At 70.2% G+C, this 14619-nt stretch carries 13 protein-coding genes; 11 read left to right on the forward strand and 2 right to left on the reverse strand.

Translation table 11 applies throughout. From position 1 onward, the window contains the following. Positions 1-64 precede the first annotated feature (64 nt). Entirely contained in the window at positions 65-229 is a 165-nt protein-coding gene (locus ACFC06_RS19550; protein ID WP_375932919.1) for a hypothetical protein, read from the forward strand. An 11-nt stretch (positions 230-240) separates the two neighbouring features. After that, positions 241-990, forward strand: a complete 750-nt coding sequence (locus tag ACFC06_RS19555; protein ID WP_375932922.1) for an oxidoreductase — start codon at positions 241-243, stop codon at positions 988-990. A 432-nt stretch (positions 991-1422) separates the two neighbouring features. Here the strand turns inward: ACFC06_RS19555 and ACFC06_RS19560 are convergent, their stop codons facing one another. Continuing rightward, positions 1423-2217 carry an HAD-IB family hydrolase gene (locus tag ACFC06_RS19560; RefSeq protein ID WP_375935633.1) on the reverse strand — a complete coding sequence of 265 codons (795 nt, stop codon included), beginning with the start codon at positions 2215-2217 and terminating at the stop codon, positions 1423-1425. A gap of 415 nt (positions 2218-2632) precedes the next feature. Here ACFC06_RS19560 and ssd point away from each other — a divergent pair, with 415 nt between their 5' ends. The 7 genes from ssd (at position 2633) to ACFC06_RS19595 (ending at position 8123) form a co-directional block, all read left to right on the forward strand. Next, complete coding sequence (gene ssd / locus ACFC06_RS19565; protein WP_375932925.1) at positions 2633-3766, forward strand: septum site-determining protein Ssd; 1134 nt, start codon at positions 2633-2635, stop codon at positions 3764-3766. Continuing rightward, the gene (locus ACFC06_RS19570) at positions 3763-4944 is read left to right on the forward strand and encodes a TadA family conjugal transfer-associated ATPase (RefSeq protein WP_375932928.1); all 1182 of its coding nucleotides are present in this window, start codon (positions 3763-3765) and stop codon (positions 4942-4944) included. The genes ssd and ACFC06_RS19570 overlap by 4 nt, the downstream gene beginning before the upstream one ends. Before the next feature lie 181 nt (positions 4945-5125). Then, entirely contained in the window at positions 5126-5914 is a 789-nt protein-coding gene (locus tag ACFC06_RS19575; RefSeq protein ID WP_375932931.1) for a type II secretion system F family protein, read from the forward strand. 339 nt (positions 5915-6253) lie between these two features. Continuing rightward, positions 6254-6832 (forward strand): type II secretion system F family protein, encoded by a 579-nt coding sequence (locus tag ACFC06_RS19580; RefSeq protein WP_375932934.1) that lies wholly within the window; start codon positions 6254-6256, stop codon positions 6830-6832. 72 nt (positions 6833-6904) lie between these two features. Next, complete coding sequence (locus tag ACFC06_RS19585) at positions 6905-7114, forward strand: DUF4244 domain-containing protein (RefSeq protein ID WP_375932937.1); 210 nt, start codon at positions 6905-6907, stop codon at positions 7112-7114. Further along, a complete protein-coding gene (locus ACFC06_RS19590; protein WP_375932940.1) occupies positions 7111-7467 on the forward strand; it encodes a TadE family type IV pilus minor pilin in 357 nt (118 codons plus the stop codon). The genes ACFC06_RS19585 and ACFC06_RS19590 overlap by 4 nt, the downstream gene beginning before the upstream one ends. A 302-nt stretch (positions 7468-7769) precedes the next feature. Further along, the gene (locus ACFC06_RS19595; RefSeq protein ID WP_375932943.1) at positions 7770-8123 is read left to right on the forward strand and encodes an Rv3654c family TadE-like protein; all 354 of its coding nucleotides are present in this window, start codon (positions 7770-7772) and stop codon (positions 8121-8123) included. Positions 8124-8411: 288 nt separating this feature from the next. On the opposite strand, the gene ACFC06_RS19600 is transcribed toward ACFC06_RS19595, so the two are convergent. After that, the gene (locus tag ACFC06_RS19600; protein WP_375932946.1) at positions 8412-10802 is read right to left on the reverse strand and encodes a DEAD/DEAH box helicase; all 2391 of its coding nucleotides are present in this window, start codon (positions 10800-10802) and stop codon (positions 8412-8414) included. 433 nt (positions 10803-11235) lie between these two features. Here ACFC06_RS19600 and ACFC06_RS19605 point away from each other — a divergent pair, with 433 nt between their 5' ends. Both ACFC06_RS19605 and topA read left to right on the forward strand, forming a co-directional pair. Beyond that, positions 11236-11442 carry a cold-shock protein gene (locus tag ACFC06_RS19605; protein WP_019044597.1) on the forward strand — a complete coding sequence of 69 codons (207 nt, stop codon included), beginning with the start codon at positions 11236-11238 and terminating at the stop codon, positions 11440-11442. Between the two features lie 236 nt (positions 11443-11678). Beyond that, complete coding sequence (gene topA / locus ACFC06_RS19610; RefSeq protein WP_375932950.1) at positions 11679-14603, forward strand: type I DNA topoisomerase; 2925 nt, start codon at positions 11679-11681, stop codon at positions 14601-14603. Positions 14604-14619 lie beyond the last annotated feature (16 nt).

Genomic DNA, 14619 nt, shown 5'->3' on the forward strand with positions numbered 1-14619 from the left:
TCGCGGCTCGTCGGCGTAGCGTGGGCGGGGTCCGCGTGTGGAGTCGCAGGGGTAGGAGACGCCGATGGACCGGATCGATGCCGAACGCCAGGCCGAGCTCGAAGCGCGACGGCGCCGGGCGCACACCCCGGCAGCCAAGCGGCTGGCCGAAACACTGTGGCCGGACCGGGCGTGGCCGCGGGTGGGCGGGCTGCACGTCCTCGTCGATGGCGCTGTGCTCGAACGGTAGCCTCGTATGCCGTGACTGATCCGCTGCAGCCCCTGGTCGACCTGCCCGGCGTGCGTGACGCCGCCGACAAGGCCCGCGACGCGCTCGCCGCGGTGCACCGGCACCGGTCCAACCGGCGCGGCTGGGCGACCACCGCCGCCGAAGCCGCGGTCCGCGCGGCACGCTCGTCGGCCGCCATCGAGGGCGCGAGCACCGACCTGCCCGCCGACGGTCAGGTCAGCGATCCGGTCCTCGCCGGCGCCCTGCGCGTGGGTCAGGCCCTCGACGGCGACGCGCTGAACAACCTCGTCGGCACCTGGCGCCGCGCTCCGCTCCAGGCCCTGGCCCGCCTGCACCTGCTCGCCGCCGCCGACCTCGTCGACGACCAGCTCGAACTCGGCCGACCGCGCACCACCCCCGGCGTCGCCGAGCGCCTCGACATGCTCGTGCAGACCGTCCAGTCCAGCAAGGCCCCCGCACCGGTGATCGCGGCGGTCGTGCACGGGGAACTGCTGACCCTGCGCCCGTTCGGCACCGCCGACGGCGTGGTCGCGCGCGGTGCGTCCCGGCTGGTGGCGGTGGCCAGCGGGCTGGACCCGCACAGCCTCGGCGTCCCCGAGGTCTTCTGGCTGCGCCGTCGCCAGGCCTATCTCGACGCCGCCGCCGGCTTCGGCATGGGTACTGCCGAGGGAGTGGGCGGCTGGGTGCTGTTCTGCGCGGGCGCGCTGGAAGACGGTGCCCGCGAGGCCAACTCGATCGCCGACGCCGCCGCAGCGAACTGACCCGCACATCGAAGCGGGCGGCGTAACCGATTCCTCGGTCTCGCCGCCCGCTGAGCACGGAACACCCGGTTACCAAGCGTGCTGGGGTGGGTTGTGTTCGGTGGCCTCGGCGATCATCCGAACCCCGCCGGTTCATCCCCGCAACCTGTGCGAGGCGTTCGCCGACGACTGCCCGAATTTCGCAGGCCCACAACTCTGCTGCCCTTGTCGCGGCGCGCTCCGCGTGGGTGCCTGGCGTCCGTGCTGGGAAGGGTGGGATGGGAGGCGAATGCCTTCTCTTCCGGCTCCGTCTTGGCCTTCCGTCCTTCCGTGCCTCCATTCTTACACTGTGACCGCACTCACATCAAGCATTTCTCAGGCATTACCGATTACCGCGATTTTCGGCGTGTCAGACGGCGATCCGTGCTGGGGGCGTTGCCGTCTCGACGCAGGTCAGCGACGTTTCCGTAGCAACCGGTAGCTGATCGCGCCCGCCACGATCGCGCTCAGCCCGACCGCGGCGGTGGCGGCCACGGTGGTGCCCGACGGGGCCTGGAACCGCGACCACAGCGACACCGGATTCGAGAAGATCAGCACCGGCCAGCCCTGCGCGGCGGCCTCCTTGCGCAGCCCGCGATCGGGGTTCACCGCCGTCGGATGACCCACGGCGCTCAGCATCGGCACATCGGTCACCGAATCGGAGTAGGCGTAGCAGCGCGACAGGTCGTAACCCTCACTGGCGGCCAGCTTCTCGATCGCGGCCACCTTCCCCTCGCCGTAGCAGTAGAACTCGATGTCACCGGTGTAGCGGCCGTCCTCGACCACCATCCGGGTGGCCTCGGTGTGCGAGGCGCCGAGCGCCTCGGCGATCGGAGTCACGATCTCCTCGCCGGAGGCCGAGACGATCACCACATCATGTCCGCGGATCTTGTGATCGGCGATCAGATCGGCCGCCTCGGCGTAGATCACCGGGTCGACGAGCTCGTGAAGTGTCTCCGCCACAATGGATTTCACCTGCTCGACATCCCAGCCCGCGCACATGTTGGCCAGGTTTGCCCGCATCTTCTCCATCTGGTCGTGATCGGCACCGGAGAGCAGGAACAAAAAGTGCGCGTAGCTGCTCTCCAGGACCGCCCTGCGGTTGAGGAGACCCTGGGCGTAGAACGGTTTGCTGAACACGAACGCGCTCGATTTCGCGATCACCGTTTTGTCGAGATCGAAGAACGCCGCGACGCGTCCGCCCGGCACCGGCGCCCGCGCCGCATCGGCGAGACTTGTGTCCGTAGGCGATGTCTGGTCACGATCGTCGGTCACGTCATCAGGATAGGCACGCGCCGCCGGGTCCGCAGGAGGCGCCCTGCACAGCGACTTCACAGGGTTTGCCCCGGGGACGCCGGAGCCGCGAATCGCCCGAAGATGGTGGCGAACGCTACTTGCGCCCGCGGCGGGGGATGGGTGTAGTATTGCTGGCACCTGGACATGGTCCAGGCGCGTTCAGCCCGACCCCCCGGGGCTGAACCCGACGGCCCCAGCCTCCTCCCCCCCGGCTGGGGCCGTCCTCTATTTCCGGCACGGTGTGTGAAAGTTCTCCACACCCCCGAGTTATCCACAATCGCCCCCGGGTGGGTGTTGACAGTTCGCGGTTTCGACCACGCTGAGCTGCATGAACCTCGCCGCACCGCCCCGCAGCCCCGCGCAGGCCGCGCTCGCGCCCGCTCTCGTGCTCGTCGCCGATCCCCGCTTGCGCAACGAAGTCCGTCGCGTGGCGGCCGCGGCCGAACGCGTCACCGACGAACGGGTCATGCCGGTCAGCAGGCACGCCTGGTCCGCCGCCGGGTTGGTGATCCTCGATACCGCGGCCGCCACGGCCGCCACCACCGCGGGCTGTCCGCGCAGGCCCGGAATCGTGCTGGTCACCGAGGGCGAACCGGCCGTTCCCGACTGGCAGGCCGCCACCGCCGTCGGCGCTGAACGGGTGGTCGCGCTACCCGGCGGCGCGGTGGCGCTCGTCGAGCAGTTCGCCGAACACGCCGAACTGCGCACCGGCGAAGGGGTGGTCGTGGCGGTCGCCGGTGCGGGTGGTGGCGCGGGTGCGACGACTCTCGCCGCCGCCACGGCCCTGCGCGCGGCGGCGCTCCAGCTGCGGCGCGACACGATCTTGATCGACGGTGCGCCGCTCGCCGGTGGTATCGACCTGGTCCTCGGTATGGAGAACATCGCGGGCCTGCGCTGGCCCGATCTGGTCATCGAGGACGGCCGCGTCTCCGCCGCCGCCCTGCACAGCGCGCTACCCGCGGCGGCCCCCGGCCTGGCGGTGCTCTCGTGCGGGCGGGTCCGTGGCGGACGACACGGACCGGTCGGCGAGCGTCCACCCACCGAGCTCGCTCCCGCCGCGGTGCGTGCCGTCATCGAATCCGGCAGGGCCGCAGGCGATCTGGTGGTCTGTGACGTATCCGGCGAACGCGGCTCGGCGGCCGACGCGATGGTCGATGCCGCCGATCTGGTCGTGCTCGTCGTGCCGGCCCGGCTGCGCGCGGTCGCCGCAGCGGAGGTGGTCGCCGGATGTCTGGGTGAGCGAAATCCCAACCGGGGCTTGATCGTTCGTGGTCCCGCGCCCGGTGGTCTGCGCGGTGCCGAGGTGGCCGAAGTTCTCGGGCTGCCGCTGCTGGCCGCGGTGCGCGGCGAGGCGGGTCTGGCCGCCCGGCTCGAACGTGGCGGGCTGACAGTGCGCCGCCGCGGCCCGCTGCGCGACGCGGCCGACGCGGTCCTGGCTGTCGCCGGAGCGGAGGGGCGATGACCACCTTCGTCACCGTCGAACTGCTCGAACGCGTCCGCGAACGCCTCGCCGAACACACGGGCGTCCCCGACGCGGCCCAGCTGGCCGCCGCCATCCGCGCCGAAGCAGGCGGCGTCCTCGCCGACACCGACCTGCTGCGCGCCCTGCGCCTGTTGCAGACCGAGATGACCGGCGCCGGGCTGCTCGAACCGCTGCTGCACGATCCCCGCGTGGCCGATGTGCTCGTCACCGGACCCGATTCGGTGTGGATCGATCGAGGTCACGGCCTCGAACACACCGATGTCCGCTTCGCCGACGAAGCGGCCGTCCGCCGCCTGGCCCAGCGGCTCGCCCTGGCCGCCGGGCGCCGCCTCGACGACGCGCAACCCTGGGTCGACGGCAAGCTCGCCGGCACCGAGGCCACCCTCGGCGACGCCTTCGGAGTCCGCCTGCACGCGGTCCTCGCCCCGGTCGCCCACGACGGCACCTGCCTGTCGCTGCGCGTGCTGCGCCCGGCCACCCAGGGCCTGGCGGCACTCGCCGCCGCCGGGTCGGTACCGCCCGCGGCCCACCGGCTGCTGGTCGACATCGTCCGCGCACGGCTGGCCTTCCTGGTCGTCGGCGGCACCGGAGCGGGAAAAACTACGATGCTGTCCGCCTTGCTCGCCGCGGTCGATCCGGCCGAACGCATCATCTGCGTGGAGGACGCCGCCGAACTCGCGCCCGTCCATCCCCACGTCGTACGCCTGGTCGCCCGCACCGCCAATGTCGAAGGCGTCGGCGCCGTCACCGTCCGCGATCTGGTCCGCCAGGCCCTGCGCATGCGCCCCGACCGCATCGTCGTCGGCGAGGTCCGCGGCGCCGAAGTCGTCGACCTGCTCACCGCTCTCAACACCGGCCACGACGGCGGCGCCGGAACGGTCCACGCCAACTCACCACAGGAGGTCCCCGCCCGCCTGGAAGCCCTGGCCGCCCTCGGCGGCATGGACCGCGCGGCCCTGCACAGCCAATTGGCCGCCGCCGTCCAGGTCGTCCTGCACGTCCACCGGCGAGCCGACGGCACCCGGGGACTCCGCGAAATAGGCGTCCTGGAGCGCGATCCCGACGGCATCCACATCACCCCGGCCTGGCGCTCCGACGACCTCCCGACTCCCGGCGCCGCCGAGCTGCGGCGTCTGCTCGAAGTGCGGCTCGGATGAACAGTTGTCGCGTCGGTCGGCGGCAACGCCAGCCGCAGCGGCTGTCGGCGTAGGTGGCAGGAGCGGCGTGATCGTGCGTCGAATGCCGATGGGACAGAACGTCATCCGCGACCCCAGTGACCAAGTTTCGACTGCTGAGGCGTCGTGGGGCTCTCGTAGATGTCAGGAAGGGTGTGGATCGATGGGGACAGGATTGCTCTGCTGTGCGGTGGCGCTGCTCGTCCTGCCGATGGCTGGGGACAAGCGCAGATTCAGCCGGGTGTTCGGGCGGGTTCGTTCACGGGCGCCGCGACGGGTTCCTGTGGAGTGGTGTGCGGGAATCGCTGTCGGGGCAGCGGCTTTCGCCTTCGGCCTCGGCATCGCGCTGGCGGCCCTCATCGTCGGCGTCACCTTCGCGGTGCGGCGGCGGCGTGGGCTCGGCGAGCGTAATCGCCGACAGGAATGTGGATATCTGCTGGCCGGGCTCGAAGCGGTTATCGGGGAACTCCGGGTCGGCGCGCATCCCAGTGCGGCCGCCGAGTCCGCTGCGAACGAGTCACGCGGCGAAGCGGCCCGCGTCCTGTCCGTCAGTGCGGGCCGCAGCCGCCTCGGTGGTTCCGGCGCTGACGGCTGGATCCATCCGGATTCGCCAGTGGCCGAGGAACTTTCCCGCATCGCCAATGCCTGGCGCGTCGCCGAGCAACACGGCCTCGCCCTCGCCGAACTCCTCGCCGCCGCCAGAACCGACCTCCTCGGCCGCCTCCGCTTCCGCGACCGCACCGAAGCCGCACTTGCCGGCGCCCGCGCCTCCGCCACCGTCCTCGCGGGCCTCCCCGTCATCGGCATAGCCCTGGGCCAACTGATGGGCGCCGCCCCCCTCAGCGTCCTGTTCACCTCCCCCGCGGGCCAACTCCTCCTCCCACTCGGCGCCACCCTGGCCTGCTGTGGATTGCTGTGGACAGACGCCATCACCCGCCGAAGCACCGCATGACGACAGTCAGGGCCGTCGAACAGCCGCGAGCCGACACCCACCGTGGGAGCTGGAGGAGCAGACATGCCGCGGGTCCGGAGGAGCAGACATGCCGGGTGTGAACAACTGGGGCCGCTCGAAGGCCGACCGTGACGGACATGCCTGCGGTTTTCGCGGGCCGCGGTCGGCTGGATCGCTCGATGGCCGGGCGTGGATGGCGTGTGTCAGCGGTGGCAGGAGGACAGGTCGGTGGGTTGAGACCTGGTGTGGACAGGTGGGGATCGATCGATGGAGTCGGGAGGGAGTGTCGTGGTCGAGCTGGTTGGGGGAGTGTCGCCGGGGGCGTTGGTTGTGGCGGCGATGGCGGTTCTGGTTCTGCCGGGGCGCGTGGCCGTCAGCCGACGGGTGCGGGCGCTGGCGGGGACCGATGTCGGTGTGGTGCGGGAGGACCGGCGACCGGGGCGCGCCGACCCGCTGGGGTCGGCTTCGGCGTTCGATCTGCTGGCCGCGTGTCTGCGCTCGGGCTTGCCCATGGCGGCCGCCGCAAGGGCCGCCGCGCCGACGGCGCCGCCGGTCCTACGGGCCGCGCTGCTGCGGGCTGCGGATCTGCTGGCACTCGGGGCTGATGCCGCGACGGCCTGGGAGCGGGCGGCCGCTGATGCGGCGAGTTCGCCGGGCGCCGACGAAGTCGAGTCGCTGGCCAGGATGGCGCGCCGCTCCGCGCGGTCCGGCGCCTCGCTGGCCGATGCGGTCGGCGAACTCGCCGTCCAGCGGCGCGAGGCGGTCGAGGATGCCGCGGTGGCGCGCGCCGAGCGCGCGGGGGTGCTGATCGGCGGACCGCTCGGCCTGTGCTTCCTGCCCGCCTTCGTCTGCCTCGGCATCGTCCCGGTGGTGATCGGCCTCGCCGACCGGGTGCTCGGCGACGGAGGCCTGCTGTGACCGGCCTCGACGAGGCCACCGAATCGTCACCCTGCGGATCCGCCGCACGGTGTGGAAGTAGAGGAGAACACGATGACGTTCGTTCGCACCGTATATATAGGAGCGCGCACCAGGCTCACTCGCCTGCTGATCGACGACGACGGGATGAGCACCGCAGAGTATGCGATCGGCACGATCGCGGCGGCGGCGTTCGGTGCGGTGCTGTACGGGGTGGTGACCGGCGACAGCATCGTCAACGCCTTGACCCAGATCATCGACAAGGCGCTCAACACCAGCGTGTGACCGGCACGAACCCGAGCAGACTCGCGGGCGACGCAGGCGCGGTGACGGTGGAAGCCGCCATCGCCCTGGCTGCCCTCGTCTGCGCCGTCACCCTCTGTATCGGCGCCCTGCTCGCGGCCTCCACCCAGGTCCGCTGCCAGGACGCCGCCCGCGAAGCCGCCCGCCTCGCCGCCCGAGGCGACACCGCCCACGCACACGCTGCGGGCAAGACCGTCGCTCCACCCGGCGCGACGATCGACCTCCGCACCGAAGGCGACCGGATAGTCGCCACAGTCTCGGCACAAACACCCCTGCTCCCCGGGCTCCGCCTACACGCCCAGGCAGTCGCCATCACCGAGCCCGGGGTGCGGTGATGGAACCGGCAGTCCGGAGGTCGCGGTCCGACCTGTGTGGTGATGGGCGGGTAGTCCGGACGTCGCGGTCCGACCTGTGTGGTGATGGGCAGGTAGCCCGGAAATCACGATCCGATCCCTGCGGTGTGGTGACCGGGCGGTCAACCCGGAGGTCACGGGTCGACCCGTGCGGTGGTGGGAGTGCTCCCCGGAGGTCGCGAACCGGCCCCTGGGGCGCGGTGACGGGGTGGGTGACTCCGAGATCGCGAACCGGCCCTCGCATAGGGCGGTGGACGGCACCCGGCGCGTGGATCCGGCGAGCAATGCGGGCTGATCGAGGTGGGGCGACGGCGTTCGCGTGCTTCGCCCTGGCGGGACTGATCGCCGCCACCCTGCTGGTCGGGCATGTCGGATCAGTGGTGGCGGCCAGGCACCGGGCGCAGGCAGCCGCCGATCTGGGCGCGCTGGCTGCGGCGGGGAGGCTGGTGGAGGGTGCGGACGCCGGATGCGCGGCGGCGGGGGATGTTGCGGGACGGATGGGCGCGGCGGTCGGGCGGTGCGCGGTCGAGCAGTGGGATGTGGTGGTGGCGGTGCGGGCGGAGGTGTCGTTCGGGGTGCTCGGTATGCGCACTGTCGCGGCGACGGCCCGCGCCGGTCCGGTGGACGAGAGTGGGTGACACAGAAGTGTTCACACCGGCCGGTGGTAGTTCCGCCCCGGGCTATTCGGTAATTCGCCGAATAGCTCCGATGCCATTCCATGCGCATTCTTTGATGACACGGCGAAAAAAATGAAAACAATGGTGGTGGTTACTCGCGCGTATCGCCGGGCAATGCATCAGTTAACAGAAAACCTGTCCTTTTTAATCGCTGACTCGCCCTCCGCTGCTGGTCAGCGCAAATTCGGACAGTCGACCAGTAATCGGCGGGCGAGGTGTCGCCGTTGTCGCGTCAACACCGCGCGGGTGTCACAGCTCGCAACGGCCCTTCTCGTCGGCTCGCAACTCGCTCAGCACCGCGCTCAACAGGCGGCCCGCCGCGTCCTTGTCGAGGGGGTTGTTGCCGTTGCCGCACTTGGGCGACTGCACGCAGGACGGGCAGCCGTCCTGGCAGGCACAACTGCCGATGACGCTGAGCGTGGCCGTCAACCAGGCCTCGAGCTGGGCGAATCCCCGCTCGGCGAAGCCTGCGCCGCCGGGCTGGCCGTCGTAGACGAACACCGTGGGCGCGCCGGTGTCGGGGTGTTCGGCGATGGAGACGCCGCCGATGTCCCACCGGTCGCAGCCCGCGACCAGGGGCAACATCCCGATCGCGGCGTGTTCGGCGGCGTGCAGGGCGCCGGGCAGCGCGTCGTCGGTGATACTCGCCGCGGCGAGCAGGCCCGGTGTCACGGTGTAGAGCACGGCTCTGGTGTGCAGAGTGTGCGCGGGCAGGTCGAGTTCCACTTGGTCGAGCACTTCCCCGGTGACCAGTGTGCGCAGGTACCCGACCACCTGGTTGGTCACCGCGACCTGCGCGGATGCGACGGTGACGCCCCCGTGGACCCGCTGGGCGAGCACCTCCTCGACGCGGATCGAAGTCACCTGACGGGCGCTGGTGGTGAAGCCGGGATCCACTTCGTTGACGAAGGCCACCCCGCCGTCGAGGTCGAGTTCGTCGACCAGATAGGTCTCGCCCTGGTGCAGGTGGACGGCTCCGTCGTGCAGGGTCGCGGGCGCGCGGCCGGCATCGGCGGTCCCGAGCAGCCGCCCGGTCTCGGCGTCGACGATCGCCACCGGCGTGCCGAGTCCACCCCGCACGTCCACGGCGTCGTGCGGGTGGCTGTGCGCGGTGACATGCCAGCGGCCTTCCTGCCCGCGAACCCCTGCCCGGCGCCGGATCAGCCCCTGTTCGGCCAGGTCAGCCAGTACTTCCGCGGCGCGCAGTTCGGTCACCTCGGTGTCGGTGAGCGGCAGCTCCAGCGCCGCGCACAGCAGTTGCGGGCCAAGCACATACGGGTTGTAGGGGTCGGTGACGGTGGCCTCGATGGGCCGGTCGAGCAGCGCTTCCGGGTGATTCACCAGGTAGGTGTCGAGCGGGTCGTCGGTGGCGACGAGCACCACCAGCGAGCCCTGCAGCCGTCGGCCCGCCCGTCCTGCCTGCTGCCAGAAGGAGGCCACCGTGCCGGGAAAACCGGCGATGACCACGGCGTCGAGCCCGGCGATATCGACGCCGAGCTCGAGCGCGTTGGTGCTCGCCGCGCCGAGCAGCGCGCCCTGCGACAGCGCGTTCTCCAGCTCGCGCCGGTCCTCGGCCAGATAGCCCGCCCGATACGCGGCGACCCGTTCCCGCAGTTCAGGCGCTGTTTCCGCGAGGATTCTCCGGGCGTCGAGGGCGATCAGCTCGGCCCCGCGCCGTGACCGCACGAAGGCGAGCGTGCGCGCGCCCTCGGTCACCAGGCTCGCCATGATCTTGGCTGCCTCGCTGGTCGCGGTGCGCCGGACCGGCGCACCGTTCTCCCCGGTGACGCTCGTGCTCAGCGGCGGCTCCCAGAGCGCGACGGTCCGCGCCCCGCGCGGCGAGGCGTCGTCGGTGACCGCGGTGACCGGCGCGCCGATCAGCCTGCTCGCCGAGGCGGCGGGGTCGGCGCTGGTCGCCGAGCACAGTACGACCACCGGGTCGGCGCCGTAGAAACGGGCGATACGGCGGAGTCTGCGCAACACCATCGCCACGTGCGAGCCGAACACGCCCCGGTAGGCGTGGCATTCGTCGACCACGATGTAGCGAAGATTGCGCAGCACGCGCGCCCAGCGCTGGTGTGAGCGCAGCACGCCGACGTGCAGCATGTCGGGATTGGTGAAGATCCACCGCGCATTGGCCCTGACCCACTGCCTGACCTCGGTCGGAGTGTCGCCGTCGTAGGCGGCCGGATGCACCTCACGCAGGGGATTGTCGTGGATCAGGCCGGTGACGGCCCGCAACTGATCGGCCCCGAGCGCCTTGGTGGGCGACAGGTACAGCGCGGTGGCGCGCGGGTCCGCGTGCAGGGCGGTCAGGACCGGCAGTTGGTAGCCGAGAGATTTCCCGGAGGCCGTTCCGGTGCTCACGACGACGTGGTTTCCGGCGGCCGCGAGCTCGGCGGTGCGGGTCTGGTGTTCCCACGGCAGGTCGATGCCGTTCGCGTTCAGGGCTGTGACCAGCTCCGATGGCGTCCACTCCGGCCACGGTGTGGTGCTGGCGCGCTGTGCGGGGAGCTCGGCGACGTGGGTCAGCGGGTCGGCGCCGGCGACCACGTCTGTCAGGACACGATTCAGCAACGATCGACCGTAGCTTTCGCCTGTTCCGGGCTGCCGAACCCCGGTCCGGTCTGTCGGATTCATCCCTGACCCCTCTCCCGCGACACGGGAAGTGTGAAACGTGTGTGTGCCGAGACCACGACCTGCGATTTCGTAACCCAATAGCGACCTGGGTCACAGCTGGTTTGCTGGAAGCTCACCCGGTTATCCTGAAGCAAACAGACTGAAAGTACGGATTCACCCAATGTGTCCCTTACCTGCACATTCGCAAGATCAAGAATTTTGCAAATTGTCGGTAACTCGGCTGTTGAATTGCTCAAAGACATGGTTCACTGGGTCTCGGTCGCAAGCTTCTGTGTTCGAGGGACGGATCGAAGGTCCAACCATCAGCAGGATCGATGTTGCGAACGCCGTGCTCAGGATTTCCTTGCAGGGGGACCAACAGTACAGCGGTCGGAACGGGCCCGGTGGACGAACCCAGTTGTCCGCCGTTCCGGTAAGAAAGAGAAGGAACAGAATGGCACAGGGAACTGTGAAGTGGTTCAACGCGGAGAAGGGGTTCGGCTTCATCGCGCCCGAGGACGGCTCCGCTGACGTCTTCGTCCACTACTCGGAGATCCAGGGCACGGGCTTCCGTACCCTCGAAGAGAACCAGAAGGTCGAGTTCGAGGTCGGCCAGGGCACCAAGGGCCCGCAGGCCACCGGCGTTCGCGCGCTCTCCTGAGCTGCGAAACCCATCAACGCCCGTCCCCCACCTCCGTCTTCGGAGGTGGGGGACGAGCCGTTTCCGGGCCCGATCCGTATGACTTTCGGGTGTCTTCGTAGCCTGGTCGACGCGGCTACCCAGGCGCGCAGGGTATAAACGTCACTGGTGGCGATGTCCGAACGTCGCGCCGTCTGCCCCAGTCGCGCACCGAGCGGACCACCCGACGCGCGGATCTAGAAGGAAGGTGTTCGCCGGTGGCAACACGAGACCGCAGTTCAGCCGACCAGGGGCGTCCCCTGCGTCGTCTCGTGATCGTCGAGTCCCCGACGAAGGCCCGCAAGATCGCGCCCTACCTGGGCCGCAACTACACCGTCGAGGCCTCGGTCGGCCACATCCGCGACCTTCCGCGCGGCGCCGCCGACGTGCCCGCCAAGTACAAGGGCCAGTCCTGGGCCCGCCTCGGTGTCGACGTCGATCACGACTTCGAGCCGATCTACGTGGTCAGCCCGGACAAGAAGGCCAAGGTCTCCGAGCTCAAGAGCCTGCTGGCCGACGCCGACGAGCTCTACCTCGCCACCGACCCCGACCGCGAGGGCGAGGCGATCGCCTGGCACCTGCTCGAGACGCTCAAGCCGAAGGTCCCGGTCCGCCGGATGGTCTTCCACGAGATCACCGAGCCGGCCATCCTCGCCGCCGCCGCCGACACGCGCGAACTCGACAACGATCTGGTCGACGCGCAGGAGACCCGCCGCATCCTGGACCGCCTCTACGGCTACGAGGTCAGTCCGGTGCTGTGGAAGAAGGTCATGCCCCGGCTCTCGGCCGGTCGCGTGCAGTCGGTGGCCACCCGGGTGATCGTGCGGCGTGAGCGTGAGCGCATGGCGTTCCGGTCCGCCGAGTACTGGGACATCGCCGCCAAGCTCGACGCGGGCCTCGACGAGGCCACCGATTCGACCAATCCGCGCACTTTCGGCGCCCGCCTCGTGCAGGTCCAGGGCGACCGTGTGGCCTCGGGCCGCGATTTCGGTTCCGACGGGCAGCTCAAGTCGGCCTCCGGCGTCGTGGTGCTGGACGAGGCGTACGCGCGCAGGCTGGCCGAGGCGCTCGACGGCGCCGATCTGGTCGTGTCCTCCGCCGAGGCCAAGCCGTACACGCGCAAGCCGTACCCGCCGTTCATGACCTCCACGCTGCAGCAGGAGGCGGGTCGCAAGCTGCGCTTCACCTCCGAGCGCACCATGCGGGTGGCCCAGCGGCTCTACGAAAACGGCTACATCACCTACATGCGTACCGACTCGACCACGCTGTCGGAGTCGGCCATCGCGGCGGCGCGCTCGCAGGCCACCCAGCTCTACGGCGCGGAGTTCGTCTCGCCGTCGCCGCGCCAGTACACCCGCAAGGTCAAGAACGCGCAGGAAGCCCACGAGGCGATCCGCCCGTCCGGTGACACCTTCATGACGCCGGGCCAGCTTGCGTCCAAGGTCGACCAGGACGAGTTCAAGCTCTACGAGCTGATCTGGCAGCGCACCGTCGCTTCGCAGATGGCCGACGCGCGCGGCACCACGCTGACCCTGCGCATCACCGGCACCGCCCGTACCGGCGAGGAGTGTGTGTTCTCCTCCTCGGGTCGCACCATCACCTTCCCCGGGTTCCTGAAGGCCTACGTCGAGAGCGTGGACGAGGAAGCGGGCGGCCAGTCCGACGACGCCGAATCCCGTTTGCCCGCACTGGAAGAGGGCCAGGGCGTCACCGCCGTCGAGCTCACCCCCGACGGCCACAGCACCAACCCGCCCGCCCGCTACACCGAGGCGTCGCTGATCAAGACGCTCGAAGAGCTCGGCATCGGCCGTCCCTCGACGTACTCCTCGATCATCAAGACCATCCTCGACCGCGGGTACGTCTACAAGCGCGGCAGCGCGCTGGTCCCGTCGTGGGTGGCGTTCGCGGTGGTCGGGCTGCTCGAGGCGTATTTCGGCAGGCTGGTCGACTTCGACTTCACCGCCGCGATGGAGGACGACCTCGACGCGATCGCCGGTGGCCGCGAGCAGCGCGGAAACTGGCTGACCAGCTTCTATTTCGGTGGCGATCACGGCGCCGAGGGCTCGGTCGCGCGCTCGGGCGGGCTCAAGAAGATGGTCGGCGAGCAGCTCGACGACATCGACGCCCGCGAAGTGAACTCGATCAAGATGTTCGTCGACGAAGAGGGACGCGACGTCGTGGTCCGGGTCGGCCGGTTCGGGCCGTACCTGGAGCGGATGGTCGTCAATCCCGATGACCCGCAAGGTGATCCGATCTCGCAGCGGGCCAACCTGCCCGACGATCTGCCGCCCGACGAGCTGACACCCGAGGTCGCCGAGAAGCTGTTCTCCACGCCGCAGGAAGGCCGTTCGCTCGGCGTCGATCCGGTGTCGGGGCACGAAATCGTCGCCAAGGAAGGACGTTTCGGCCCGTACGTCACCGAGGTGCTGCCCGATCCGCCCGCACCCGACCCGGCCGCTGCTCCGGCGAAGAAGACCACCAAGAAGGCCGCCGAGGTCAAGCCGCGCACGGGCTCGCTGTTCAAGTCGATGGACCTGGCCACGATCACCCTCGACGACGCGCTGAGGCTGCTGTCGCTGCCGCGCGTGGTCGGCGCCGACCCCACTTCCGGTGAGGAGATCACCGCCCAGAACGGCCGCTACGGCCCGTATCTGAAGAAGGGCACCGACTCCCGCTCGCTGGCGACCGAGGAGCAGCTGTTCACCGTCACCCTGGACGAGGCGCTCAAGCTCTACGCCGAGCCCAAGCGCCGGGGTCGTCAGGCTGCTGCCGCCGCACCGCTGCGTGAGCTGGGCAAGGACTCGGCCACCGACAAGCCGATGGTGATCAAGGACGGCCGGTTCGGTCCGTACGTCACCGACGGCGAGACCAACGCGAGCCTGCGCAAGGGCGACGAGGTCGAGTCGATCACCGACGCGCGCGCCTCCGAGCTGCTGGCCGACCGCCGCGCGCGGGGGCCGGTGAAGAAGGCCGCCAAGAAGACCACCGCGAAGAAGGCGGCCAAGAAGGCGCCCGCGAAGAAGACCGCGGCCAAGTCGACCGCCACCAAGACGGCGACCAAGACCGCTGCCAAGAAGACGGCGGCCAAGAAGACCGCGGCGAAGAAGGCCCCGGCGAAACCCGCCGCTTCGGACGAGGACTGACCAGGGGCGAGTCGTC

The organism is Nocardia sp. NPDC056064, from assembly GCF_042266925.1.
GTDB lineage: Bacteria > Actinomycetota > Actinomycetes > Mycobacteriales > Mycobacteriaceae > Nocardia.